Annotated in this window: 22 protein-coding genes; 13 read left to right on the forward strand and 9 right to left on the reverse strand. The window is 45.2% G+C overall.

All coding sequences use genetic code 11. The features are described from left to right. From GWI56_RS21640 to GWI56_RS20310, 4 genes are all read left to right on the forward strand, one after another. A partial coding sequence (locus tag GWI56_RS21640; protein ID WP_206766165.1) for a hypothetical protein occupies positions 1 to 180 on the forward strand: 180 nt, incomplete at its 5' end. Positions 181 to 881: 701 nt separating this feature from the next. Next, positions 882 to 1,148 (forward strand): OadG family transporter subunit, encoded by a 267-nt coding sequence (locus tag GWI56_RS20300; RefSeq protein ID WP_198573901.1) that lies wholly within the window; start codon positions 882 to 884, stop codon positions 1,146 to 1,148. 11 nt (positions 1,149 to 1,159) lie between these two features. Next, positions 1,160 to 2,983, forward strand: a complete 1,824-nt coding sequence (oadA, locus tag GWI56_RS20305; RefSeq protein ID WP_198573902.1) for a sodium-extruding oxaloacetate decarboxylase subunit alpha — start codon at positions 1,160 to 1,162, stop codon at positions 2,981 to 2,983. Positions 2,984 to 2,991: 8 nt separating this feature from the next. Further along, entirely contained in the window at positions 2,992 to 4,122 is a 1,131-nt protein-coding gene (locus GWI56_RS20310; protein ID WP_168823572.1) for a sodium ion-translocating decarboxylase subunit beta, read from the forward strand. 151 nt (positions 4,123 to 4,273) lie between these two features. Here the strand turns inward: GWI56_RS20310 and GWI56_RS20315 are convergent, their stop codons facing one another. Together GWI56_RS20315 and GWI56_RS20320 are read right to left on the reverse strand one after the other, a co-directional pair. Beyond that, entirely contained in the window at positions 4,274 to 4,441 is a 168-nt protein-coding gene (locus GWI56_RS20315; protein WP_168823570.1) for a hypothetical protein, read from the reverse strand. Between the two features lie 232 nt (positions 4,442 to 4,673). Continuing rightward, entirely contained in the window at positions 4,674 to 5,927 is a 1,254-nt protein-coding gene (locus tag GWI56_RS20320) for a dicarboxylate/amino acid:cation symporter (RefSeq protein WP_198573903.1), read from the reverse strand. Positions 5,928 to 6,219: 292 nt separating this feature from the next. Here GWI56_RS20320 and GWI56_RS20325 point away from each other — a divergent pair, with 292 nt between their 5' ends. The 5 genes from GWI56_RS20325 to GWI56_RS20345 all read left to right on the forward strand — a co-directional run bounded on the left by GWI56_RS20325 (position 6,220) and on the right by GWI56_RS20345 (position 12,778). Continuing rightward, positions 6,220 to 6,645, forward strand: a complete 426-nt coding sequence (locus tag GWI56_RS20325) for a YqaA family protein (RefSeq protein WP_198573904.1) — start codon at positions 6,220 to 6,222, stop codon at positions 6,643 to 6,645. Between the two features lie 199 nt (positions 6,646 to 6,844). Further along, on the forward strand, positions 6,845 to 9,697 hold the full coding sequence (locus GWI56_RS20330; protein WP_198573905.1) for a pitrilysin family protein: 2,853 nt from the start codon (positions 6,845 to 6,847) through the stop codon (positions 9,695 to 9,697). A gap of 185 nt (positions 9,698 to 9,882) precedes the next feature. Continuing rightward, positions 9,883 to 11,532, forward strand: a complete 1,650-nt coding sequence (gshA, locus tag GWI56_RS20335) for a glutamate--cysteine ligase (RefSeq protein ID WP_168823561.1) — start codon at positions 9,883 to 9,885, stop codon at positions 11,530 to 11,532. After that, the gene (locus GWI56_RS20340; RefSeq protein ID WP_168823560.1) at positions 11,529 to 11,993 is read left to right on the forward strand and encodes a hypothetical protein; all 465 of its coding nucleotides are present in this window, start codon (positions 11,529 to 11,531) and stop codon (positions 11,991 to 11,993) included. The genes gshA and GWI56_RS20340 overlap by 4 nt, the downstream gene beginning before the upstream one ends. Before the next feature lie 167 nt (positions 11,994 to 12,160). After that, the gene (locus GWI56_RS20345) at positions 12,161 to 12,778 is read left to right on the forward strand and encodes a hypothetical protein (protein ID WP_081729062.1); all 618 of its coding nucleotides are present in this window, start codon (positions 12,161 to 12,163) and stop codon (positions 12,776 to 12,778) included. A gap of 193 nt (positions 12,779 to 12,971) precedes the next feature. On the opposite strand, the gene GWI56_RS20350 is transcribed toward GWI56_RS20345, so the two are convergent. The 4 genes from GWI56_RS20350 to dauA all read right to left on the reverse strand — a co-directional run bounded on the left by GWI56_RS20350 (position 12,972) and on the right by dauA (position 18,015). Beyond that, positions 12,972 to 14,225: a sensor domain-containing diguanylate cyclase gene (locus tag GWI56_RS20350; RefSeq protein WP_106649726.1), complete on the reverse strand. Its 1,254-nt coding sequence runs from the start codon at positions 14,223 to 14,225 to the stop codon at positions 12,972 to 12,974. 163 nt (positions 14,226 to 14,388) lie between these two features. Next, entirely contained in the window at positions 14,389 to 15,492 is a 1,104-nt protein-coding gene (gene purK / locus GWI56_RS20355) for a 5-(carboxyamino)imidazole ribonucleotide synthase (RefSeq protein ID WP_113941630.1), read from the reverse strand. Next, complete coding sequence (gene purE, locus GWI56_RS20360) at positions 15,492 to 15,983, reverse strand: 5-(carboxyamino)imidazole ribonucleotide mutase (protein ID WP_028760937.1); 492 nt, start codon at positions 15,981 to 15,983, stop codon at positions 15,492 to 15,494. Before purE ends, purK begins: the two co-directional genes overlap by 1 nt. A 268-nt stretch (positions 15,984 to 16,251) precedes the next feature. Further along, the gene (dauA, locus tag GWI56_RS20365) at positions 16,252 to 18,015 is read right to left on the reverse strand and encodes a C4-dicarboxylic acid transporter DauA (RefSeq protein ID WP_198573906.1); all 1,764 of its coding nucleotides are present in this window, start codon (positions 18,013 to 18,015) and stop codon (positions 16,252 to 16,254) included. Between the two features lie 232 nt (positions 18,016 to 18,247). On the opposite strand from dauA, the gene GWI56_RS20370 reads away from it, so the two are divergent. The 4 genes from GWI56_RS20370 (at position 18,248) to GWI56_RS20385 (ending at position 22,270) form a co-directional block, all read left to right on the forward strand. Continuing rightward, entirely contained in the window at positions 18,248 to 20,119 is a 1,872-nt protein-coding gene (locus GWI56_RS20370) for a VWA domain-containing protein (RefSeq protein WP_198573907.1), read from the forward strand. A 45-nt stretch (positions 20,120 to 20,164) separates the two neighbouring features. Continuing rightward, positions 20,165 to 20,770, forward strand: coding sequence for a sigma-70 family RNA polymerase sigma factor (locus tag GWI56_RS20375; protein ID WP_105249949.1), 606 nt, complete (start codon positions 20,165 to 20,167; stop codon positions 20,768 to 20,770). After that, the gene (locus GWI56_RS20380) at positions 20,763 to 21,497 is read left to right on the forward strand and encodes a hypothetical protein (protein ID WP_198573908.1); all 735 of its coding nucleotides are present in this window, start codon (positions 20,763 to 20,765) and stop codon (positions 21,495 to 21,497) included. Before GWI56_RS20375 ends, GWI56_RS20380 begins: the two co-directional genes overlap by 8 nt. Positions 21,498 to 21,733: 236 nt before the next feature. Further along, positions 21,734 to 22,270 carry a hemerythrin domain-containing protein gene (locus tag GWI56_RS20385; RefSeq protein WP_105249947.1) on the forward strand — a complete coding sequence of 179 codons (537 nt, stop codon included), beginning with the start codon at positions 21,734 to 21,736 and terminating at the stop codon, positions 22,268 to 22,270. A gap of 313 nt (positions 22,271 to 22,583) precedes the next feature. Here GWI56_RS20385 and GWI56_RS20390 read toward each other — a convergent pair whose 3' ends face one another. The 3 genes from GWI56_RS20390 to tal form a co-directional block, all read right to left on the reverse strand. Further along, the gene (locus GWI56_RS20390; RefSeq protein WP_006080618.1) at positions 22,584 to 22,769 is read right to left on the reverse strand and encodes a DUF3545 family protein; all 186 of its coding nucleotides are present in this window, start codon (positions 22,767 to 22,769) and stop codon (positions 22,584 to 22,586) included. A 216-nt stretch (positions 22,770 to 22,985) separates the two neighbouring features. Further along, complete coding sequence (gene pgi, locus GWI56_RS20395; protein ID WP_131525269.1) at positions 22,986 to 24,623, reverse strand: glucose-6-phosphate isomerase; 1,638 nt, start codon at positions 24,621 to 24,623, stop codon at positions 22,986 to 22,988. Between the two features lie 19 nt (positions 24,624 to 24,642). Beyond that, a complete protein-coding gene (gene tal, locus GWI56_RS20400) occupies positions 24,643 to 25,599 on the reverse strand; it encodes a transaldolase (protein WP_028760931.1) in 957 nt (318 codons plus the stop codon). Positions 25,600 to 25,824 lie beyond the last annotated feature (225 nt).

Consider the following 25,824-nt stretch of genomic DNA (forward strand, 5'->3'; position numbering starts at 1 on the left):
CAACTCACCAACTCACCAACTCACCAACTCACCAACTCACCAACTCACCAACTCACCAACTCACCAACTCACCAACTCACCAACTTACTTGCCATTTCAATTACTGAGTTCCTTGTCGCCCTTAGGCTTCCTCATTTCGTTCTTGCCCTAGTTCTATTGCTTAATCCTGCGCATAACTAAGAGGCTAAGGTTTTCTGAGGTAATACTGTTACGTATCTCTCAAGGTAACTGTTCGAGACACAGATCGTATTGTCGGGCACTTCTCGGAGTTGATACCAAGGCGGATACTTAAGTTGTCAAAATGGATGATTTAATTTGTCTAGATTGAACCCATTCCTCTTCTTCAATCAATGCCTTCAGAACGACATTCCTTTTTATCTTCTCTCAGAATCAAATAGCAGTGACTTGGATTGTTAAATTTGCATATTTTTTCACTTGGTTTATTCCTATGCTCGTTGTTTGCAATTTAGGAATCATTTTTTAGCCTAAGACATCACTTCAGCTTAAATCCAACATTATGCTTGTTTCATTATGGAATATTGAATTAATCGCTCGATTTATGAGGATTAATAACTTGTCGCCTGTGGATTCACTTAATGTTGGTAAGACCAATTTACACTGATATGGTTTTTTTGTTATCAATTGGTTATATTCTTAGCAGGTTGAGTTTGGCTGGCTTTCTTTTTGTGTGATTAGTTAGCTTTAAAATGTGATTTTTTATTCGATTTTTTTCTGATTGGTGATTGCTATGTGTCTGTTTACGGAAGAACCATAGTTTATGAGCAGTTCATTTGATGAATTTTGAACTTGTAATGCGATAGCGATGATTTTTGGGCAATCGCGCTGTTGATAGGGATCTAGAGAGTAAGGGGTAGGGGGCTATGGAGGATGTAACGCAATCTTTATTGGATGCCGTTGGCATTATGTTTTTGGGGATGGGCTTAGTTTATTTATTTTTAAGTGTACTAATCCTTGGGATTCATTTGGTTGCGCGTTGGTGTGCAGTCGATGCTGCATCTGCACGTTTTGCTAAAAATCATGCTAAGAGTCAGCAGAGGGTAGCGCAATCTGATGCTAAACCTTTAGATCCAAGCTTGGTCGCTGCGATTTCACTAGCGGTAAAGCAGTATCGTTCAAAGATTAAGTAATGGGGAGCAGTATGACTTTTGTATCTAATTCTACGACAGCAGTGGCTAAGCCATTATTTTTAACTGATGTCGTATTGCGGGACGCACATCAATCCATTTTAGCGACGCGCTTACGCATTGATGACATGTTACCTATAACGCCGTTACTCGATAAGATCGGTTTCTGGTCATTGGAATCTTGGGGCGGGGCGACTTTTGATGCCTGTATTCGTTATCTTGGTGAAGATCCCTGGGACAGAATTCGTGAGTTGAAAAAGGCCATGCCAAATACGCCGCAGCAAATGCTGCTGCGTGGCCAAAACTTATTGGGCTATCGCCATTATGCCGATGATTTAGTCATGCGTTTTGTTGAGCGTGCCCATACCAATGGCGTCGATGTATTTCGTATTTTTGACGCAATGAATGATGTTCGTAATCTCGAAACTGCGGTGAAAGCGGTGCGCCAAGTTGGTGGCCATGCGCAGGGGACTATCTCATACACCACAAGTCCAGTGCATACCATAGAGACTTGGGTTGATATGGCAAAACGTCTCGAAGATATGGGATGTGATTCTTTGTGTATCAAAGATATGGCGGGCTTACTTAAGCCTATGGAAGCGTTTGAGCTTATCAGTCGACTAAAATCCCAAACGCAACTCGTGTTATCTATGCATTGTCATGCGACGACAGGATTAAGTACCGCCACTTATCAGAAAGCCATTGAAGCGGGTATCGATGTGCTCGATACGGCAATTTCGTCGATGAGCCAAACCTATGGACATACTGCTACTGAAACCGTTATCGCTATGGTGGAAGATACTGAGCGTGCGACTGGTTACGATATGGTATTGCTTGAGGAGATTGCCGCTTATTTCCGTGAAGTACGCAAGAAGTACGCTAAGTTTGAAGGCGCGCTGAAAGGCATTGATTCGCGGATCTTACGTGCACAAGTGCCTGGTGGCATGCTGACCAATATGGAGAGCCAACTTAAGGAACAAGGCGCGGCCGATAAGATGGACTTGGTCTTGGAAGAAATTCCCCGCGTGCGTGCTGACTTAGGTTTTTTGCCCTTAGTGACACCTACATCGCAGATTGTCGGCTCGCAGGCGGTAATCAATGTGCTAATGGGTGAGCGTTATAAGTCACTGACTAAAGAGACTGAAGGCGTGCTTAAGGGCGAATATGGCACGACACCTGCGCCAGTCAATGCCGCATTGCAAGCGAGAGTCTTACAAGGAGCCGAAGCCATTACATGTCGCCCTGCTGATTTATTAACGCCAGAGCTGGCTAAATTACGGCTTGAGTTAGCTGATAAAGCACAGGAACAAGGCATTCGCCTATCGTCAGAGCATGACGATGATGTGCTGACATATGCACTCTTCCCACAGATAGGATTGCAGTTCTTAAAGAATCGTGACGATCCGAGCGCCTTTGAGCCTAAACCTGAGCTGACTTCGGCACTTACTACTAATGCTGCGGATCGTGGTCCTGAAACCTACACGGTAACTGTCGAAGGGCAAGAGTACGTAGTTGAAGTCGCCACAGGCGGTGAGATCTCGCAAATCCAGCCACAGGGCCAAAGTGTTCATGCTGTGCAAGCTGTGACAGAGAGTACAACACCAGCAACAAGCCATGGTGAAATCAGGCTTGAAATGAGCGCGCCTTTGTCGGGCAATATCTTCAAAGTGCATGTTTCTCCTGGCGATAGAGTGTGTGAAGGCGATGTCGTGATCATCCTTGAGGCGATGAAGATGGAAACTGAAATTCGTGCACAGGGCGATGGCATTATCGCTAAGATTTGGGTGAAAGAAGGTGACTCAGTGTCTGTGGGTTCTCAATTACTGGCCTTGGCGTAGGAGTCATTATGGAAGGTTTAATAGCTTTTTGGGCCGAGACGGGAATCGCTCACTTTACTGGCGGGCAAGTGTTGATGATGGCAGTGGGCGCTTTGCTCTTGTATCTCGCCATCGTACGTGGTTTTGAGCCTTTGCTATTGTTGCCCATTGGTTTTGGTGCAGTGCTGGCGAACATTCCCCATGCGGGATTTACCGAAGAAGGTGGCATGCTGTATTACGCCTATCATGTGGGGATTGAGACTGGGGTGTTTCCGCTATTGATCTTTATGGGTGTCGGCGCGTTGACCGACTTTAGCGCCTTGATTGCGAATCCTAAAACTCTGTTATTAGGGGCTGCTGCGCAGTTTGGGATTTTTGCGACACTGATTGGCGCAATCGCGCTGAACTTAGTGCCGGGATTTGAGTTCACCATGAAGGATGCGGCGGCCATTGCGATTATTGGCGGTGCCGATGGACCAACGGCGATTTTCCTTGCCTCAAAACTGGCGCCTGAGTTATTAGGTGCGATTGCGGTCGCGGCCTATTCCTACATGGCACTAGTCCCGATTATTCAACCGCCGATCATGCGCTTACTGACAACCCAAGCTGAGCGCGAAATTAAAATGGAGCAGCTGCGCGAAGTCAGCAAGAAGGAAAAGATCATTTTCCCTTTGATGGTGCTGGGATTAACGATCCTCTTTTTACCTGCTGCCACGCCGTTAGTGGGCATGTTTTGCCTTGGTAACTTGATGCGTGAATCGGGCGTGGTGGATAGATTATCGAAAACGGCGCAGAACGAGCTTATCAATATAGTTACGATTTTCTTAGGGTTAGCTGTCGGTTCTAAGTTATCAGCCGACCAATTCCTGCGACTGGAAACCTTAGGGATTTTGGTATTGGGAGCTTTAGCATTTGGCATTGGTACTGCTGCAGGAGTATTGATGGCAAAACTGATGTGTAAGTTGTCGGGTGGTAAGATTAATCCGTTGATTGGTGCGGCAGGGGTGTCGGCTGTGCCTATGGCAGCGCGAGTCGTGAACAAAGTTGGATTAGAGGCCAATCAACATAACTTCTTGTTGATGCACGCCATGGGACCCAATGTGGCGGGAGTGCTAGGTTCTGCTGTGGCTGCGGGGATTTTACTTGCCGTGCTGGGGTGATGGCAGATTGGGTTAACTGAGTGGGTAAATTTAGCGGGTTTATCTTCGAATTTATTCTAGTCGTTAACGCTGTTTTATTACTAAGGCCAACTCAGTATTGAGTTGGCTTTTTGTTAAGTCACTAATTTAGAAAATAATCCTTGGTATTAACCTAAGCCGTTAACCAGAGTAATGCCATAAGGATTAAAATCAGTCCGCCACCTATACCGATAATGTAGATAAAACCTCGTCGGCCTTGTTTTAGTGTGAGTTTGTTGGCTTTTAAAAATAACGCCCAAAACAAACATAGGATCAGCGGGATAAGGAAGAGTCTCGTCATTGTCTGTTCTGCTAAAGTGTGAGTTAGAGTGGTTTTAGAGTCTAACAGCTTGATCTTATTTGAGTAACCTATTTTGCAGTTAATAGAGACTGTCGAAGTCGATTGTGGTCTCTAAAGCCAATAGATTAAAGACTGTTTGCAGGATAATAAAAGAGACCGCCGAAGCGGTCTCTTACTGTGGTCAATGGTACTGATGATTTAGCTTAATACTGTTTATACAGTATTGTTATTGCTACGAACTCACAGGTGTAATGTCTTGATTGTCATTCGAATAGAACTGTACTTCATCGAGTTCATTTTCGGACTTACCAATCACAACAGCAGTCATCATATCGCCCGTTACGTTAGTTGCTGTGCGGATCATATCGATAATACGGTCAATCGCGGCGATAAAGGCAATGCCTTCAAGTGGCAGACCAATCACACCTAAGGTGACAGTTAACATCACCATCGCACTTCCTGGTACGCCAGCGGTACCAACAGAAGCCACTGTCGCAGTCACGGCGATCATCACATAGTCCAGTGTATCGAGCGGAATATTGTAAATCTGCGCGATGAAGATAGCGGCAATCGCAGGATAAATACCCCCACAGCCGTCCATGTTCATGGTCGCACCTAATGGCATCACAAAGGCGCTATAACGCTTTGATACGCCCATGGTTTCGACTGCACGTGTACTCGCAGGTAAAGTACCGAAACTTGAAGAAGTACTAAAGGCGACTAACTGCGCTGGCATAGCTTTGCGGAAAAATTGCAGTGGGCTTAAACCACCGACAAATTTCACTAAGCCACCGTAAACAAAGATGATGTGGATAAAGGCGGCAATGTAGATAGCCCCGATAAACTTACCTAAAGGCAGTAGAGTCGATAAACCATATTCACCCACAACCCATGCCATTAAACCAAACACACCGATAGGAGTGAGTTTTAAGACCATGCGAGTCAGTTGGAACATGACTTCAGCACCTGCTTCAATGGTGCGTTTTAATGGCTCTGCTTTCTCGCCGACTTTATTGATAGCGATACCTACCAAAGCTGCAAACACGATAATTTGCAGTACCTTGCCTTCAGCGAGTGAAGCAAAAGGATTGACAGGGATCATGTCGAGCAACACTTGTGCGAAACAGGGAATATTACGCTCGCGCACTTCAGTCGTTGTGAGTTGCATGGTGCCACCCATGTCGATCATTGAGCCCACAGCTAAGCCGATCAGAGAGGCGATTGTGCCTGTCAGCATGAACATACCCAAAGTTTTCAAGCTCAGGCGTTTCAGACTGGTTTGCGAGTTGAGCGATGTGATACTCACGACAATGGCACAAAATACCAAAGGCGCGACCAACATCTTAATGGCCCCAATGAACAGATCACCTAATGGTTTTAGCACTGTGGCGCTTTCACCTAAAATAACGCCAACGAGCGCACCTAAGATAAAGCCTGCTAAGACTTTTTGCCAAAACGGAATGCGGCTAATGGTTTGAAGGATCATGCATATTCCAGAAAAATAAATTAAGAGTGAGCCAATAGGCCTGCGATGATAGGATTCGTATTTAACGAGTTGAGCGTGATGTTAACGCGCTCTCAGTCATGCGCATGGTTATTGCCTGCCATAGTTAACCTATTGTATCGACAGAGCTAGGGTTATAACAAACCGTTTTTCTTATAACTTATTGTGATAAGTGAGTTTGTTGTAAAAAGATTAACTGAAACATTCAATTAACCCATGGCAAACCTCATCACATTGAATACAAAAAGAGAGATTTATCATTGAGTAAGCCATTATGACTGAGTTAGGTATTATGTTCTCCGGCGCTTTTTTAGCGGCCACTTTGTTACCGGGGGGATCTGAAGTCTTACTCGTGGCGTTATTAAACAATACCCCAGAGGCTTGGGTTGCGCTGGTCGTGGTGGCCAGTATTGGTAACACCTTGGGCGCGATGACCAGTTTCTATTTAGGCCGCTTAGGTCGCCTCGCAAAATCACCAGAAGCGTTAGCGACAGGTAAACACGCAAAGGGGCTCGCCTTGATTGAACGCTACGGCGTGTGGGCGTTGTTACTCTCATGGGCACCGGTTGTCGGCGATATCCTCTGTTTATTGGCGGGTTGGTTGAGGCTACCGCTAATACCTTCTTTGGTGATGATTTTAATCGGTAAAACAATTCGTTACTTAATTGTTGCCGCTGCCGTGCTGCAATGGATGGCATGATGGCGCTAGGATGCATTTAATGGTCAAGGGTGTGGAGTGTTTTTCCGTTTAGACTGAATTTACTGTATAGACTGTATAGACTGTATAGATAGGAACTTAGTGTTAATTTTGCGAGTCATAAATCCCAATGCTTAATCATTTAAGCGCACTATGACTAAACGCAGCACTATGATTATGAAGCTGTATTTTTGGCCCATTGATGTATGAGGGGAATGTTTTGAAGAAATGGATATTAGCGGTCGCAATTTCTGCCGCACTTGCGGGTTGTGCATCTGAAACGACTACGGCGAACTTGCCCACAGGCGTTAAACTTATCGAAAATGTGCAATTGGCCGATTCGCAAGTAGGGATCCCCTACAAAAAGTACCAATTAGCCAATGGGTTAACGGTTATTTTACATCAAGATGATTCCGATCCCTTAGTGCATGTCGACGTCACTTATCATGTGGGCTCTGCCCGTGAATTAGCTGGGCGTTCGGGATTTGCGCATTTATTTGAACACATGATGTTCCAAGGCTCGCAGCATGTTGCCGATGAACAGCATTTTGAAGTGGTTACTGAAGCCGGTGGTACCCTAAATGGCACGACCAATACCGACAGAACCAATTACTTTGAGACAGTACCCAACAATCAATTAGAAAAAATGTTGTGGCTTGAGTCGGACCGTATGGGCTTTTTGTTGCCCGCACTCACTAGTGAAAAATTCGAAGTGCAGCGCGAAACCGTCAAAAACGAGCGTGCACAACGTATCGATAATCAGCCCTATGGCCGCATGAGTGAGCGTTTTAGCCAAGCTATGTATCCTGTCGGTCATCCTTATTCTTGGCCTGTAATTGGCTGGCCGGACGATCTTAATCGCGCCACGGTTGACGATGTTAAACACTTTTTCCAACGTTGGTATGGCCCTAACAATGCGACCTTGACCATAGGTGGCGATTTCGATGAAATGCAAACCTTAGCCTGGGTCAATAAATATTTTGGTGAAATCCCCCGCGGTCCTGAAGTCTCATTAGAGCAAAAGGCGCTGGTTAACTTAGATAAAACGCGTTACATCTCCATGGAAGATCAAGTGCACTTGCCTTTGATCCGTATTGGTTTTCCAACCGTATACGCTAGACATTCAGATGAGGCCGCGCTCGATCTGTTAGCCAATATTTTAGGTGGTGGTAAAACATCCTTATTATATAAAAACTTGGTGAAGGACGGTTATGCGGTGCAGGCTAATGTGAGTCATCCTTGTCAAGAGCTTGCGTGTCAGATGTCGATTTATGCTTTAGCCAATCCTGAAAAGGGCGGCAAACTGGCGGATCTGGAGCAACGTATTCTCGACTCGATTAAGGAGTTTGAGCAACGTGGCGTTACCGATGACGATCTGCAAAAAGTCAAAGTACAGTTTGAGGCTGATACTATTTATAGCCTGCAGAGTGTTTCTGGCAAAGTGTCGACTTTAGCGATGAACCAAACGCTGTCGGGCAATCCGAACATGATTGCCTCAGATCTGAATCGTTATGCCAATGTGACCAAAGACGATGTGATGCGCGTGTTTAAGCAATACATTAAAGATAAACCTATGGTGGTTATGAGTGTGGTGCCGCAGGGAATGACGTCACTTATTGCCCATGCGGATAACTTCACGCCTGCAACGTTGCCGATTGCACACTCTGCGGTAGAGGGGGATTTGCCCAAGCCTGAACTTGTTTCAAGTTTTGATCGGACTAAGATGCCTGCATCTGGCGTTGCACCTATGCTAAAAGTACCTAAAATTTGGACAAAAACCTTAGCCAATGGCATCGAAGTCATGGGCACTCAAAGTACTGAAACACCAACAGTTGAGTTAATTGTTTATCTCAATGGTGGCCACAGACTCATACCCGTCGAAAAAGCAGGCTTAGCAACGCTGACTGCGGAAATGCTTAATGAATCGAGCCAGAAGCGCAGCAGTGAAGCACTATCACAAGCCTTAGAAATGCTAGGTAGTAGTGTCGACTTTAGTGCGTCTGAATATCAAAGTTCGATCAAAGTATCGGCTCTGACAGCACATTTAGATGAGACGCTGGCGATTATGGAAGAAAAGCTGTTTCAGCCAGCGTTCAGCGAAGCTGACTTTGCGCGAGTGAAACAACAGCAATTACAACAGATCCAGCATATGCAGTCTGATCCTAGCTATCTGGCTGATACGGCGTTGTCGTCTTTGTTATACGGTAAAGACAATGCGTTAGGTGTGAATGATCTCGGCACGCTCGATTCTGTCGCGGCGCTTACGTTAGCCGATGTAAAAGCATTTTATGCCCAGCAGTATCAAGGCGGCAACGCTAAAATTGTCACTGTTGCTAATTTATCTGAATCTGCATTGCTGCCTAAATTAGCGGGATTAAACCAGTGGAAAGGAGAAGCAGCTGTGATACCGCCACTTAAGCCACTCCCTGCATTAAAAGGCGGCACAATTTATCTGATTGATAAACCTGGTGCGGCGCAATCGGTAATCAATATTGCCAAGCGCGCATTACCCTACGATGCCACAGGCGATTATTTTAAATCCTATCTGATGAATTATCCGTTAGGCGGCGCATTCAATAGCCGTATCAACCTAAATTTACGTGAGGATAAAGGTTATACCTATGGTGCTCGCACTCGTTTTACAGGCGGTGCTGAAGTGGGCGATTTTGTCGCATCAAGTAACGTTCGCAGTGACGTGACGGCGAAAGCACTCATTGAGTTTGTAAAAGAAATCAGTGCTTATCAGCAGCAGGGCATGACAGATGCTGAACTTGCCTTTATGCGTAATTCAGTCTCTCAAGGGCAAGCCCTTGATTATGAAACACCGTATCAAAAAGCGGGCTTTATGCGGATGATCCAACGTTACCAATTGAGTCAAGATTTTACGACTCAACAGGACAAGATCATTAATACTGTAACAAAAGATGAACTCAATGCCCTCGCGGCTTCCGAGCTAGATATCAATAAAATGGTGATTCTGGTGGTGGGAGATAAAGCTACAATTGAAGCGGATTTAGCGGTATTGGGCTATCCAATTGAAACTTTAGTATTGTAAATTAGTATTTCGCCCTTATATAGGTAGATAGACAGGTGTATTAGTTAACGACTATTTGCCCTATATTTACCGGATTTACATCGAAAGACGGTGACAGCATTAGCTGTCACCGTCTGCTTTTAATCATACAAGGTGTGAATTTGGCTTGCCCCACAGACAGGTTTAGATTTATTTTGAGGCATATTTTGCAAGATAAGCCTCAAAATAAAGGTCTGACTGTTAACCTTGTCGCGATAGCGAATCACCAATTAGAGAAGCGCAAATTGAAGTCATTCAATGAATTAGTACAACATCTCTCGGACGCCAATGGGCGCACAGCACTCTTGGGTATGTTACGTGGCATAGAACGTGAGGCGTTGCGGATTGATGAGTTTGGTTATCTCGCTACAGACTCGCATCCCGAAGCCTTAGGCTCGGCGTTAATGCATTCACGTATTACGACGGATTACAGTGAAGCCTTGCTCGAGTTTATTACGCCAGTAAATCACAATGTTGAGCAACTTCTCACAGGGTTAACTGAGACTCATGCCTTCAGCGTGCGCCACTTAAATGGTCAGCGTTTGTGGCCCGTGAGCATGCCTTGCTATGTGAAAGATGAGCAACAGATCCCCGTTGCCCGCTATGGCTCATCGAATACTGGCATGATGAAAACCTTGTATCGTAAGGGGTTAACCTATCGTTATGGCGCCCTGATGCAGATCATCTCTGGGGTGCACTTTAACTTTTCGGTATCGCAAGAATTATGGCAAAGTCTGTATGAGTTAAGTGATAAAGAGTTAACTTACGATGATTTTATTTCAGAATCCTATTTCGGCTTGATCCGTAACTATCGCCGTTTAGTGTGGGTACTACCTTATTTATTTGGTGCCTCGCCAGCGTTATGTAGCTCCTTTATTAAAGATCAAAAAACCGACCTCAAGTTTGAAAAAACGGGCCACGGAACTCTGTATCTGCCCTATGCCACTTCGTTGCGTATGAGTGATTTAGGCTACACCAACAAAGAGCAAGAAGATCTAAATATCAGCTATAACTCTTTGCCTGAGTATCTGGCTGGCGTGAATGCTGCCACTAAAATGCCTTCAGCAAACTTTGCTAATATCGGCGTTAAAGTCGATGGTGAGTATCGTCAACTTAATGCCAATGTATTGCAGATTGAAAACGAGTTCTACTCGCCAATCCGTGCGAAACGGGTCACACGTAGTGGCGAGAAACCGTCTGAAGCTTTGGCCCGTGCTGGGGTGGAATACATTGAAGTGAGAGCGCTGGATGTTAATCCATTTAGCCCAGTTGGCATTGAGGCGACACAAGTGCGTTTCCTTGATTTATTCCTACTCTATTGTTTATTAACGCAGTCGCCTAAGTCTGAGGCGAGCGAAGAGGCGAGATTAAGCGCAAATCTTAAAGCTGTGGTGCTTGAAGGCCGTAAACCTGGGCTTGAGTTATTAACCGCAGACGGTTCACGTTCGCTTAAATCTTGGTTAGAAGAGTTGTTTGATGCCTTGCAACCTTTGGCAGTATTGCTTGATGGTGAGGGGACGGATTATCAAGTGGCTTTGGCCCATTGGCGCAAAGCGGCTGAAGATCCGAATTTAACCCTGTCGGGACAAGTACTTCAAAACGTGATCAACAAGGGCCAAGATCATGGTCAGTGGGTAATGACGTTAGCGCAGCAATACTACCAATACTTTATCGATTATCCCTTGTCGAGCGAGACCATAGCGCAGTATCAAGCTGAAGCATCCAGTTCGCTTAACAAGCAAGCTGAACTAGAGGCGGCGCAGAGTGCAGTTTCATTCGATGATTATCTGGAAGATTACTTTGGAGTGAAGCCGTGAAAGAGGGGTTATTCTCTTTCACTGGCCTACGTGCCCGCGCAGCTTTGATTGTGTTCAGTGCCTTGTTATCTGGCTGCGCCGCGTCACCTGAAGACCCACTGGGCTGTGGTACTGTGTCGGGTTATTTGCAGCCCGATGCCAGTACTCACTGGTATCGAGTTGTGGTGACCCATTTAAACGGGCAGGCAGTCGTTTCTAAGCCTAATTATCAGTTAGCGCCTGGCGAATATGAATTTACCGTTGCGGAGCTGATCGATGATCCAAGTTTGTCAGTCACGCTTGCCGCGCGGACACCCAAAGTATTCAAGCTCAATGTTGAAAGTCATCAGCGTTATCATATCGGTGCGTTATTTCACACCGATAAGCGCTATATGGGTAAAGACACTGCGTATTGGGAACCCGGCGTGTGGCAGCAAGAAGATCATGAGTGTCAGTTTGAGCTGAGTCCCGAAACGAAATAGCCAAAGTGTTAAGTTCAAGTGGTAAGCCAGCAACATACGATTTAAGTCATATTGATTTAGCCCCTAGCGTTGAGATCTTCTAAGCGCAAAAAAGGCTTTTTATGCTTGCCTCAGCCTGAGTCTATGACATCATGGCGCGAGCTAACTCTCCAAAGAACATGATATTAATGAATAAATCCTCCGCTATCTTACTCTGCGCAAGTCTCGGCATCTTGTCAGGTTGTGCGACATCTCCGCCTAAGTCTCCCGAAAATTTGTGTGAGATATTTCAAGAACACCGAGATTGGTACGATGCCGCTAAAGATGTCCGTGATAAATGGGGTGTGCCAGTGCATGTGCCGTTAGCTATGATGTATCAAGAGAGTTCATTCAAGCACAACGCCGCGCCACCGATGGAATACTTTTTAGGTTTTATCCCTATTGGCCGTGCCAGCGATGCCTATGGTTATGCGCAGGCTAAGACCATGACGTGGGATGATTATGTGCGTGAGACGGGAAACAGTTGGTCGAGCCGCAGTGATTTCGATGATGCCTTGGATTTTATGGGCTGGTTTATTAGCAAAACCCATAAGATAAATGGCGTATCTAAATGGGATGCGCGGGCGCAGTATCTTAATTATCACGAAGGCTGGGGCGGTTATCGCCGTGGCAGTTATAAATCTAAGGCGTGGTTAGTGAAAGTGGCGAACAAGGTGGATGCGAGGTCGAAACGCTACGCGGCTCAATATAAAACCTGCCAAGAAGATTTAGATTCATCTTGGCTGTGGCGTTTATTTTTTGGTTAGGATTACGTTTTTATATCATTGTCAGCCACTTAAGTGAGAATGGCTGACTGTCGGTGTTCAATTTAGATATTTAATCGAGATAGCTAATCGAGATAGTAAACTCAAATCTTAAACTCAGATATTCAACTCCGACGCTTACTGATTGTTGATATTAGCCTTTTGACATCGGCTGCAGCAACTGACTTCAATTGATTTATTGCGCTTTCACTGCGAAGGTTTCTAATGCCTGAATGGCTTTTTTCTTCGCACGCTTTTGCTCATACATAGCATGATCTGCAGTCTTAAAGGATTGATACCAATCGGCTTCGAAGGGGGCAATACCAAAACTAAAACCTAGGCTAAGCTCTGAACCTTGATTCAAGGTTTTGCGCATATCATCTAAGTCCTGTTCAATTTGAGCTAACGGCCCATGGCATAAAGCGACAAACTCATCGCCACCAAAACGGGAAATAATGCCTTTGTTTTGCCAATAGGTGAGCATGGCAGTGGCCGTTCGCTTGATGGCAACATCACCCATCTGGTGCCCATAGGCATCATTAATGGACTTGAGATTGTCCATATCGATAATAATTAAAAAACTGCCTAAGTGAGGTTTGTGCTGCCAATGGTGCAGTTCATCTTCAAAATTCTTTCGATTATAAAGTCCTGTTAATGGATCAAAATTGGCGAGTTTAGTGATCTGCAGTGACTTCTGATAGAGCGCAATGGCATTGCTAGCTTCGTGAGTTAGGATAGAGACAAGATTGCGGTCGTAATCGCTAAAGGCGCCAAGGCTACTGCTATCGAGATTGAGCATGGCATACAGTTTGCCATCAATACGAATAGGGCTAGACAGGGTTGAGCGTATCGGCTGCTTCGACACTGAGAGTAACACTTTTTGATCATCTTCCGTTAAGGTGCTAGCCGCATTGATATTCTTCATATCATTGATGACCACTACTTGATCGCATCTCCCTTCAGTGAGTCGATATTCAAAAGTTTGCTCTAAGGTAAAATCCAGTTGTCTGAGCTTTGCTAAATCGAGCCCCACGACAGATTCAAAATACAGTTTATTATTCACCTCGTTGATTTTAATGATGCTGCCCATTTCGGCACCATTAATCACGTACACGGCTTTATTGAGTAAGGCGTCCAGAAAGGCATGCTCATTTTTATAATGGCTCGAGAGATGGGCGAGTTCATAGATGGCATCGTTGATGGTGACGACTTGCTCTAAATGCTGCCATAGTCGAGTTAAACGACCCTGATGCAAATAGTAAATTAGGCTGTAGGCAAAAATATAAATGATGCAAACAAACAGTAAGGGCAGGATAGTCCAATTTTCTGTGGGTGCATTAAAGATAAACAGCAGGATGAATAGACATATCGGCACTATAAGCAGTAGCAGATGATAGCGATAATCTAAGCGATCTATGGTCTTACGTTTGAAATTATCCCTTAATTTCACTCGACTATTCCTTTATCTGTGTCATTGCTAGTAATCATTGAATGCTATACATCACTAACGTATTCACACTGAGTTCAGTTAAGTATATAACGAAAATTGAAATATAAACTGATATGAAACTGTGGACAATTTCATATCAGTGATTTTGGTACTAAATACTGAATTAACGCGAATTTTCTGCGTATTCGGCCAATATCCAAGCTAATGGTGCTTGGTATTGGATTGGCATCCAAGTTTGCAGTGCGGCTATGCTCTGGTTGAGCACAGTTTGATTTGGCACTGATAGGTTTAAATGTCCGACTTTACGACCCGGGCGAACTTCTTTGTTGTACCAGTACAACTCAGCATTGGGCAAACTTAACCAGCGAGGGTCATTATCGATACCGATAAGGTTGACCATAACACACTGAAAATTCACTTGTGGCTGTGGGATCGCAATTCCGCAAAGTGCTCTAAGATGCAGCTGGAATTGATCCATATGGGTTCCGGCTTGGGTCCAATGGCCAGAGTTGTGCACTCGCGGCGCCAGCTCATTCACCAGTAGCTCATCGCCAACACGGAAGCATTCCATCGCCATTACGCCAACGTATTCAAGTTCGTGCATAATAGCGCTGAGCATAGTTTCGGCTTGGGCTTGCAAAGGGCTTAAGCGTGCCAGTGGCGAAATCGACGCCATTAAAATGCCGTCCTGATGTAAGTTCAGCGTCAGCGGATAAAACACGCATTCGCCTTCGCGAGTACGCACGCCAACCAATGATACTTCTTCATCAAAATTAATCGCTTGCTCAGCAATCGCAAGGTTACGCCAATCGTTTGGAATATCACCCGCTTCGGCTTCTTTTAGCCAATGTTGACCTTTACCGTCATAACCCCCAGTACGGCGTTTCATCAAGACTCTAGGACCATAGTGCTGATACAGGGTATCGACTTGGGTGTTATCGTCGACTAAGGTCCAAGGCGCCGTGGGAACGCTGAGCTGGTCGAGTAGACTCTTTTGGCTAAAACGGTCGGCTAAACGGCTAAATACCGGACCATTAACAAAATGGGGGTGTGAGCTGAGTTGTAAACTCAGGGCGGACTCTGGCCACTGTTCGCGCTCGGCGGTAATAATGTCGTGGGGCGCGAGTGGCAGAATGTCATCCGTAGGCGTCATGATATCGACGGCGTTAACTTCAATCGCTAATGGCTCACCAGCGTGGGTCAACATGGCGCCCAGCTGACCATTACCTAATACCCAAACCTTAGGTTTAGTGTTTGTCTGGGTCATTAGACTTCCCTCGGGTCTGGATTGTCCAGTACCGCACGGGTCTGTTCTTCTCTGAAAGCGTCAACACGAGCCGCTAATTCTGCATCGTTATTCGCAAGGATTTGGCAGGCCAATAATCCCGCATTGAATGCGCCCGCTGTACCTATGGCTAAGGTGCCGACGGCGATGCCTTTTGGCATTTGAACGATAGATAATAAGCTATCCATACCTGACAGGGCTTTACTTTGGACTGGTACACCTAATACGGGTAAGCGAGTTTTAGAGGCGATCATACCGGGTAAGTGCGCTGCACCACCGGCGCCACCAATGATGATTTTAAAACCACGTTCGGCGGCAGAGGCTGCAAACTCCATGAGTTTATCTGGCGTTCTATGGGCGGAAACCACTTCAACATGATAAGGCACTTGCAGTTTATCCATTATCTCAGCGGCGGCTTCCATCGTGGGCCAATCACTTTTAGAACCCATAACAACAGCAACAAGGGCTTGCATGATAACTCCTTAACTCACTAATTTTAATTATATTTTGACCTTGTTTCAGGTCTAGGTACAGTTGATGCTTGTCTAGCCGTCATCGGTAGCTAGCATCATGGCGCTGAATAATACCATGATCCTAGCGATTTCTGCCCGTTTTTGCGTGTGAAAAAACGTCTTTCGCGGCGATGAATAGGTGAGGTGATGGAGCAATAAAAAAGACCAACACTGAGGTTGGCCTTTGAGATAAGTCAGCAACATTAAGCCCTGAGATCGTGCTACTGGTTTACTGTGTCTGCTTCTCCGCAGTGATTTCAGTTTGCTGAGTGATAACTGGCGCTTCTGTCATTGCCTCACGTAGGGTCGAGTAAAACTTCAATACACCTTCAATTGGCTGGATCTTCGCTCTCGCCAGTGTTCGGATGGGCTGGAACTGCAGATCGGCGATAATGAGCTTAGTCTTATTCGCTTTGCATTTTTCAATCAGCTTCGTCAGTGCGGCTAATCCTCCCGCATCCAGAATAGATACTCCATCGAGATAAAGCACTATCACTTGTTTATCTTCGGTGAGACTCGCGATTTCGGAGAAAATGCGGTCAGCAGCAGCGAAGAATAGCGGCCCGTTAATTTTAAGGACAGCCCAATCGGCAGGTAGCTCTTGATCCACATAACGCTTGTTGGTGCTGATATCGTAAAGCTTTGTCATCTCGGCAATTTCTTTCATAAACAGCAAGGCAGCAAGGATAATTCCCACACTGATGGCGATCACCATGTCGAAAATAACTGTTAATGAAAAACAACTGACAAAAACCATGATATCGCTGGTGGGCGCAGTTTTAATTAAATGTAGTGCCTTGTGGGCTTCACTCATGTTCCAAGCCACAACAAGTAGCAGGGCTGCCATGGCTGACATGGGCAAATAAGCTAATACGCCCGCTAAGGCGACTAAACCAATTAAGACTACTATGGCGTGGATCATGGCCGCTATCGGGCTCTGAGCGCCCGCTTTGACGTTTGCCGCGCTACGGGCAATTGCTGCAGTGGCCGGAATACCGCCAAAAAACGGCGTGATGATATTACCTATACCTTGGCCTAGTAATTCACTGTTGGCACTGTGACGTTTACCTGTCATACCATCGAGCACCACTGCACACAGTAGCGATTCAATTGCACCTAACATGGCAATGGCAAAGGCGGCAGGTAATAAGGCTTGAAAGGTCGCGAGATTAAACTGAAAGGCTTGGCCATTCGCGCCAGCTTGCAGCCAAGGCCATTCGAAACTGGGTAATACGGCAGGAATTCCCATGCCTGTGGTGCCATCACTCAGTTGATAGTGAAAACGGGTTCCTATGGTTTCTATATCTGCACCCATAGCATTGAGAACCAAGGCGAACATAGTGCCGAGTATAATAGCTGGAAGGTGCGCTGGCACGGGTGTTTTGAGTTTTGGCCAAAGTAGCATAGTCGCTAAGGTCGCGGATGCTACCAGTAGGCTAGGTAAATGCACCGAGGGTAGCGCTTGAGCTAATGTCATCAACTTAGCCAGATATTGCTCTGGCATCTGGGCTATCTCGAGTCCGAAAAAATCTTTGAGCTGCAAGGTCGCGATGACGACACCTATCCCCGCGGTAAAGCCTAAGGTGACGGATTCAGGGATATACAAAATTAATCGGCCAAGTCGCAGCATTGCCATGCCGACGAGTATCATTCCGGACATCACAGTTGCGATTAATAATCCTGCTAAACCAAACTGTTGGGCTATCGGATAGAGCAATACTACGAATGCCGCTGTCGGGCCTGACACGCTATAACGTGAGCCGCCAGATATGGCGATAATAAAACCGCCGACAATCGCAGTGTATAAACCGTATTGAGGTGCAACTCCACTGGCAATGGCTAATGCCATTGCTAACGGAATGGCAATAATGCCGACAGTGAGACCTGCAAGAAGATCTTGCCCAAAACGTTTAAACGAATACTTATCCTTCACGCAAGCTTCTGTGAGTGCGTGGGCGATTCTTAGGGAAAACAAATGAGCTGAGTGTGACACGAGTGGGTCCCATAGCGAGGCGAGTAACAAGCTTCTATTTTAGTGACCTGATACAAGACGCAGTGTGAGCTTGATTGCAAAAACGATTGAAAATACTTTGTTTTGTATAAATAGTGTGCTTGGAGGCTGTTTGATTCTCATTTAAGAGTGGTTTGTAAAATATTTTGATACTTTAACCCTTTTAGTCATTTGCGCCGTTTACAGCCTTAGGTCAACATCAAAGGCATTCAACATGAAAACAATATACTCCCAGAAAACCATTGCACATTCCTTATTACCTTGGGGAAACGCCAGCATATCGGCGAGCAATAGCGCAGCTTTATTCTTAGTCATGCTGAGTTTAACGGCCTGTGGCGGTAAAGGCTCTGAGGCTCAACAACGACAAGCGGAGCTGCAAGCTGAGCAGAGTCATAAAGAAGTGTCACTGCGCCGTGCTGAAATGCGTGATGCTACTCAGATTGAGATGGCCAGAGTCGCGGCGCCGATGCAAATGTCTACCCATGGTGCAGTGATGGGAATGAACATAGCCCCAACGCCGTCAGACTATGCCGCGATTCCGTTAGCACAAAATAAATTCGAGCCGCTGGTGCAAAATGGCATCATGGTGGCAGGAGAAATCCCAGTATCGACTTTTTCCATCGATGTCGATACTGGCAGTTATGCCACCTTAAGGCGGATGCTGAGGGAAGGGCGCTTGCCCGAGAAAGGCACTGTCAGAGTTGAGGAAATGCTCAATTATTTTGCCTACGATTATCCCTTACCTGCTAAAAATGCCGCGCCGTTTAGTGTTACGACAGAGCTTGCGCCATCCCCTTATAACGATGACATGATGCTGTTACGGATTGGTCTTAAAGGGTATGACTTACCTAAATCTCAGTTAGGTGCTAGTAACTTAGTCTTTTTGCTCGATGTGTCAGGTTCTATGGCATCTACCGATAAATTGCCTTTACTGCAAACAGCACTCAAGTTGCTGACGGCGCAATTAAGCGCGCAGGATAAAGTCTCTATTGTGGTTTATGCAGGGGCTGCTGGTGTAGTGCTCGATGGCGCGTCGGGTAATGACACTCAAACTTTAACCTATGCGTTAGAGCAATTGAGCGCAGGTGGTTCAACCAATGGTGGGCAAGGAATCACACAAGCTTATCAATTGGCGAAAAAGCATTTCATCCCCCATGGTATTAATCGAGTCATCCTCGCGACTGATGGTGATTTCAACGTTGGTATGACAGATTTTGATGATTTGATTGCCTTGATTGAGAAGGAAAAAGATCATGGTATTGGCCTGACAACCTTAGGGTTTGGTTTGGGGAATTACAACGATCAACTCATGGAGCAATTAGCGGATAAGGGCAATGGCAACTATGCCTATATCGATACCCTGAATGAAGCGCGAAAAGTGCTGGTGGACGAGTTAAGTTCAAGCTTGTTCACTATTGCTAAAGACGTCAAAGTGCAAGTGGAGTTTAATCCGGCCTTAGTGTCTGAGTATCGTCTAATCGGTTATGAGAATCGTGCTTTAGCACGGGAGGATTTCAACAACGATAAGGTGGATGCGGGCGAAATTGGCGCGGGTCATACAGTGACTGCCTTATATGAATTAAGATATGTTGAAGCAGGGCAGATGGCGAATGATAAACTCAGATATGGCGTTGATGCTCAAACGGGGCAAGAAAAATACAGCCGTGAAGAAATCGCTTTCCTTAAACTGAGATACAAGCTGCCAGAGCAAACACAGAGTCAGTTACTGAGCTATCCCATCAGGTTAGACCAAAATGTTAAGCTGTTAGAACAAGCGAGTGATGATTTTAGATTTGCAGCAGCGGTTGCAGGATTAGGGCAATTACTGAATGGCAGCCATTATCTACATCAATTTGATTATACTAAGTTAAGCCAGTTAGCACGTTCGGCATTAGGGGACGATCCTTTTGGATATCGCCATGAGTTTGTGCAATTAATGGAAACCGCCGCGGCCATAGAGCAATCTAATCATGTGCCGATTAAGAAGGTATTCGATGGTACGGATAAACCTTTTCCTCCCCAAGATAAGCTTCATGGCGAGCCAGTGAGAGACAAGAGCAATACGCGCAATGAGAGATTACAATAGTAAAAGTAAATTCGTGGGGCTAACCCCAATGATGAGGAATTTCCCGTGGCATTAGCAATAGCGCAATTATCAAACCATGAGCACTCAGATGAGCAATTGATGTTGTGCTATGCCAAGGGCGATTCAAAAGCATTTGAACAGTTATACCTGAAGCACAAAGGTGCACTCTATCGCTACTTTGTACGCCAGTTAGGTGATAAGCAGTTAGCTGAAGATTTGTATCAAGAAACCTGGGGGCGGGTGATCCGCGCTGCGGCTAACTACGAAGCCAGTGCTAAGTTTACTACTTGGCTATATCGTATCGCTCATAACTTATTGATTGATCATGTTCGGGCGGTTAAGCCCGTGGATTTAGTCGCTACTGATGAAGATGATGCAGGACTCGATACTTTTGTGGCGGGTGAGCAAGATAAGCCCGATGTGCAGTGGCAAGAAGCGCAAAAGAGCTTATTGCTAAAGACCTGTATCGCACTGTTACCCCAAGTTCAGAAAGAGGCATTTATCCTGAATATTGAAATGGGTTTTACGGCTGCCATCATTAGCGACATTGCGGGCGTGACCTTAGAAGCGACTAAAAGCCGTATTCGTTATGCTTACCAAAGCCTAAAAGATTGTGTCAGCGCGAAATGGCAGGAGGCGGGTCATGAGTAATTCTTCTTCAAGTGCTGATGAGCGCGCATTACAACAGGAAGTGCTGGCTTGGTATCGCCAACAGGCCTTAGAGGTTCCACCGCAGCAACTCGATCAAGATATCTTACAGCTGGCGCAAACTCACTTAGCTGAAATGCATCAAAGCAAAATAACCGCCGTTGAAGCGCCAAGTTCCGTCTGGCGACGCCATCCTTGGGCGTTATCGAGCGCGGCATCGTTAGTGCTTGTTGTTGGTCTGCTGGTGCTGAATCGACCTCAAGTCGAAGATACACTTGTTCCAAGTCCTATGGTGATGAGTGCCCCCGCGCCACAAACGATGGCAAGAATGGCTGATACTGAAGCGATGCAATCTTTAAACATGCAAACAGAAGCCGTGGCTGAACATAAAAGACAGACGGAAATGCAGCAAGCTAAAGCCGCATTGGGAGCAACTGAGCAGCAGGATGCAATTAGCCCCGCTATCGCAGCAAGGTCTATGAATGCACCAAAATTATCTGAGCCTGCTGAAATCAACCAAGTGTCATTGACTGAGTATTTACATCGGTTACAAGTCCTCATCGAAGCGAAGGAGACTGAGCAAGCATTCGTGCTGGAACAAAAACTGCTCAAGGATTACCCGTATCTTGCAGTTAAGGATGTAGATGAAGCGCAGCTAATCGAATCGCAGCAAGTATTAAGACTTGAGTTTAAAAAGCTACAACAGCAATTACATCAGCTTGCCAAATGACTATGTGGTTGTGGTATTTACGAATAAAAAAGTGATTAGAAATCGCAAAGTGGTGAGATAAACAGCTAAATTTCCCTGAAATATGCCGAGACGTGCTAATGTTTGTGTTCTGTTTACTGTTTGGTATGTGATTTACTTGATCAACGTCATAAAGTGAACAGGTTTTAGCCTGTTATATTGGTGTTAGTTCACGACTTGGCTAGTATCAATAGTCAGACCCATATTCAGGAGGCATTATGCTTAAAAGACTCATGCATGATCATAAACATATAGCTGTATTGCTAAATGTTTTAAAAAACAAGCAGATGAAACTATCCGAAGGTGAGTCAATCAACTTCAGCGTCGTGCGCGATATTGTTGAATATATGCAAGGATATGCTGAACGTTGCCATCATCCCATTGAAGACATTATTTATGCCTACTACCTAGCCCATAAAACGAACGATACTATCGATAAATTGAGTGCCGAACATGAGTCGGTGATTCAATCCTCGGCCACCTTGATGGCGACTTTAAACTTGATCCTCAGTGATATTGTGGTTGCCCGCGAGAAACTGATTGTTGATTTTGCAGAGTATGTCGCATTGCAAGAGCGACATATGCAGATGGAGGAACGGGAAATATTTCCTTTGTTAGCCAAAAGTTTAACTGAGCAAGATTGGCAAGTTATTGAGTTAGAGTGTCAGAAATCGCTGATCGATGATCCTTTGTTTCTGGATCGAGAGCAGAAAGAATTTGAAGATTTACGGGTTTATCTCACAGCATCTGACTAATACTCTTTAGTTTATTGGGTCCATGTTGTGGGCTTAAGCTGGTGTTTTTATACAGCTCAGGAGCACATTTTTGATTCTGACTGCGATGTCTCGTGAGCCAAAGTTGGTTGGGATTTGTAAAGTATTATCGGTGTTGATGACGTTGGTTTTTATCGTAACTTACTGGTTTTTTTGATGTGTTTTTAAAGCTCCGGCTCGTAAGGCCATACCCCGCTTATATTCTGTTTTCTCCAATAGTTGTAAATAAAAAAAGCGCCGAAGGGCGCTTTTCTATTCATGTTTGAAATGATAACTAGCTCATATAAACATGTAATTACAACTGGATAGCATCAATGTCGTAGTTAAAGTTATTATCGATTTCTTGGAGTTCTTTGAGCAAACGATGCTTATCTTTTAACGCTTCGATTTCACGCCATTTACGCTTTTTATTGGAGCCTCGCGAACGATCGGGTCTTTCAACGACTTCATCTAGCGCACAACCATAATCTAAACGATCCATGGCAACCTCCTGTTGTTGTATGTTTTGTCAGCGATTAAATAACATATTTTTAAAACAGGGTGCAAGAATTATGTTTCATTTGTGTTAAGTTGAAATGAACTTTGAGTGATATGTCATTGATGTTATATGCAGAAGTAGAGCGGAGTTAAGCAGGAAAACTTAATAAAAAGAACGGGGTAGAATTAAAAAGCCAGCAATTGCTGGCTTTTTGTTCGATTAGATTTTGCCTTGTCGATAAAGGTTAATCAATGCGTTGCTTGAGGCATCTAAAGCATCGGAATCTTGCTCTGCGCCAATGCGTGCTAACACATCGTTACCGAGATTCTTACCGAGTTCTACACCCCATTGATCGAAGGAGTTGATATCCCAAATAGCACCTTGAACGAAGGTTCTATGTTCATACAAGGCAATTAAAGCGCCTAGGGTACTTGGAGTGAGCTTATCCATAAGTAAGGTGTTGCTCGGCTTGTTACCAGGCATGACTTTATGTTGAGCGATCAGCTGCTTCTCTGTGGCGGATAATGTGCTATTAGCAAGTTCGGCTAAAGCTTCATCAAAAGTACGACCTTGCATTAAGGCCTGGGTTTGACCGAAGCAGTTTGACGCTAATTGGTCATGGTGCTCACCGATAGGATTATGGCTTTGCAGCGGCATAATGAAATCGGCAGGGATCAGTGCGGTACCTTGATGTAATAGCTGGTGGTAGGCATGTTGGCCATTAGTGCCTTCGCCCCCCCAAATGACGGGACCTGTGCTGTAGTCAACATCAGTACCATTTAAGGTGACTGACTTACCGTTACTTTCCATGTCGAGCTGCTGGAAGTAAGCGGGTAGGCCTCGCAGATAATGATCGTAGGTTAATACTACATGGGACTGAGCATTAAAGAAGTTTCCGTACCATAGAGAGAGTAATCCCATGATAACTGGCATATTCTCAGTCAGTGGTGCTGTGGCGAAGTGCTCATCCATCTGTTGCGCACCCGTGAGTAGAGCTCTGAAGTTATCCATACCGATCAAAAGTGCAATGGGCAAGCCAATCGCTGACCAGAGAGAGTAACGGCCACCAACCCAATCCCACATAGGGAAAATATTGTTTGCATCGATACCAAAATCTGTCGCTTTTGCCACGTTTGAAGTGACTGCGACAAAGTGTTTTGCCACATCAGACTGCAAACCGCCTTTCGCCAGGAACCAGTCTCTTGCGGTGAGGGTATTGGTTAAGGTTTCCTGTGTTCCGAAAGATTTGGATGACATGATGAACAAGGTCGTTTCAGGATCCAATAACTTCAGCTTCTCACTAATAGAAGTCCCGTCGACGTTTGCCACAAAGTGACAATTTAATTCGGGGTTCCAATAAGGGCGCAACGCTTGAGAGACGATTTTGGGGCCTAGGAAAGAGCCGCCAATACCAATACTTACAATATCGGTTATCGCTTTACCTGTGTAACCTTTCCATTGACCTGACGTCACTGAGTTCACAAACTCTTGCATCTTATCTAGAGTTTGTTGAACTTCAGGAACTATGTCTTGACCCTCGGCAATAATCGATTGTTCTGCAGTACTACGAAGCGCTGTGTGCAGTACGGCGCGCTTCTCTGTGGTGTTAATGATTTCACCTGCAAACATCGCTTTGATTTTTGCTTCAAGTTGGCTATTGCTTGCCAACGCAAATAACAGATCCAGCGTTTCCGCTGTTGCTCTGTTTTTAGAGTAATCGAGTAATAAACCACAGGCTGATAGCGACATTTTATTGAAACGTGCCGCGTCAGTTGCAAACAATTCCCGCATATGCGGAACATTTTTACTGTGTGCTGATAAAGCTTGCCATGTTGAGCTTTGGGTCAAGAGTGTCATTTCACCGTCTCCAGAGTGCTTAGTTCGCGAGCTTAGCCGTGAGCATGACTTCGAGCTTACCTTGGTCTATCGCAAAGTTTCGAATGCCTTCGGCAAGCTTATCAACCGCCATTGGATCTTGGTTAAAGTCCCAACGGAATTGTGCTTCAGTCAATGGGGGTTCTGCAGCGACAGTGGTCGTTGCTGCAACCAGTTTAGGTGTGATGTCAACTTGCGAATTAGCCAGTTCTTCTAATAGAGAAGGGCCAATGGTCAGACGATCGCAACCTGCTAGCTCAATAATTTCACCGATATTACGGAAACTTGCACCCATAACAACAGTGTCAAAACCGTGTTGTTTGTAGTAGTTATAAATTTCAGTCACTGAAATGACACCAGGGTCATTTACGGCATTGTAATCTTTACCCGTATCTTTTTTGTACCAATCAAGTATGCGGCCTACAAAAGGAGAAATGAGATAAGCACCCGCTTCGGCACACGCACGCGCTTGAGCAAAGCTAAATAGTAGGGTTAAGTTGCAGTTGATGCCTTCTTGCTCTAGTTCTTTAGCGGCACAAATGCCTTCCCAAGTTGAAGCGAGTTTGATCAGAATGCGTGATTTATCTACACCCGCTTCTTTATATAGGCGAACCAATTTATGGGCTTTAGCGATTGATTTTTCTTTATCGAATGATAAACGGGCATCAACTTCAGTTGAAATACGGCCAGGAACGAGTTTCAGTATTTCTACGCCGATATTGACCGCTAGTTTGTCGCTGGCATCATCAAGTTGCTGCACGAGATCGGTACTTTGTGATTTTGCCCAGTCGATAGCGTTATCTATAAGGGATTCATATTCAGGAATTTGAGCCGCTTTCAAGATGAGTGATGGATTAGTGGTCGCATCTTCAGGTTGGTAGCGTTTAATCGCTTCGATGTCGCCTGTGTCAGCGACGATAGTGGTATATAACTTGAGTTGCTCTAATGTATTGGCCATGAAAAACATCCTTCTCAGGTAGCAGTTTTAACTCGGAATTCACTGATGACTATTAGAAGCGATTTTGCCAACTTTTCCAACCTTGAATGTAAAAAAATTACAAAAATGACAATTTTATGTCTATTAAGGTATGGCTCGAGCTACGGGCTATCATCTTGGCTGCAGTAGAGGGCGTCGCTTGTCCTAGTGTATACCCCACAAAAACAAAAAGTCGCTGCAAGCAGC

It is taken from the genome of Shewanella sp. DW31, from assembly GCF_015767295.1.
GTDB classification, from domain to species: domain Bacteria; phylum Pseudomonadota; class Gammaproteobacteria; order Enterobacterales; family Shewanellaceae; genus Shewanella; species Shewanella oncorhynchi.

What these genes read in the sequence shown, in the direction of transcription:
- GWI56_RS20300 (WP_198573901.1), top strand. Translation starts at nt 882, where the DNA reads ATGGAGGATGTAACGCAATCTTTATTGGATGCCGTTGGCATTATGTTT.
- oadA (WP_198573902.1), top strand. Translation starts at nt 1,160, where the DNA reads ATGACTTTTGTATCTAATTCTACGACAGCAGTGGCTAAGCCATTATTT.
- GWI56_RS20310 (WP_168823572.1), top strand. Translation starts at nt 2,992, where the DNA reads ATGGAAGGTTTAATAGCTTTTTGGGCCGAGACGGGAATCGCTCACTTT.
- GWI56_RS20315 (WP_168823570.1), bottom strand. Translation starts at nt 4,441, where the DNA reads ATGACGAGACTCTTCCTTATCCCGCTGATCCTATGTTTGTTTTGGGCG.
- GWI56_RS20320 (WP_198573903.1), bottom strand. Translation starts at nt 5,927, where the DNA reads ATGATCCTTCAAACCATTAGCCGCATTCCGTTTTGGCAAAAAGTCTTA.
- GWI56_RS20325 (WP_198573904.1), top strand. Translation starts at nt 6,220, where the DNA reads ATGACTGAGTTAGGTATTATGTTCTCCGGCGCTTTTTTAGCGGCCACT.
- GWI56_RS20330 (WP_198573905.1), top strand. Translation starts at nt 6,845, where the DNA reads ATGTATGAGGGGAATGTTTTGAAGAAATGGATATTAGCGGTCGCAATT.
- GWI56_RS20345 (WP_081729062.1), top strand. Translation starts at nt 12,161, where the DNA reads ATGAATAAATCCTCCGCTATCTTACTCTGCGCAAGTCTCGGCATCTTG.
- purK (WP_113941630.1), bottom strand. Translation starts at nt 15,492, where the DNA reads ATGACCCAGACAAACACTAAACCTAAGGTTTGGGTATTAGGTAATGGT.
- purE (WP_028760937.1), bottom strand. Translation starts at nt 15,983, where the DNA reads ATGCAAGCCCTTGTTGCTGTTGTTATGGGTTCTAAAAGTGATTGGCCC.
- GWI56_RS20370 (WP_198573907.1), top strand. Translation starts at nt 18,248, where the DNA reads ATGAAAACAATATACTCCCAGAAAACCATTGCACATTCCTTATTACCT.
- GWI56_RS20380 (WP_198573908.1), top strand. Translation starts at nt 20,763, where the DNA reads ATGAGTAATTCTTCTTCAAGTGCTGATGAGCGCGCATTACAACAGGAA.
- GWI56_RS20385 (WP_105249947.1), top strand. Translation starts at nt 21,734, where the DNA reads ATGCTTAAAAGACTCATGCATGATCATAAACATATAGCTGTATTGCTA.
- GWI56_RS20390 (WP_006080618.1), bottom strand. Translation starts at nt 22,769, where the DNA reads ATGGATCGTTTAGATTATGGTTGTGCGCTAGATGAAGTCGTTGAAAGA.
- pgi (WP_131525269.1), bottom strand. Translation starts at nt 24,623, where the DNA reads ATGACACTCTTGACCCAAAGCTCAACATGGCAAGCTTTATCAGCACAC.
- tal (WP_028760931.1), bottom strand. Translation starts at nt 25,599, where the DNA reads ATGGCCAATACATTAGAGCAACTCAAGTTATATACCACTATCGTCGCT.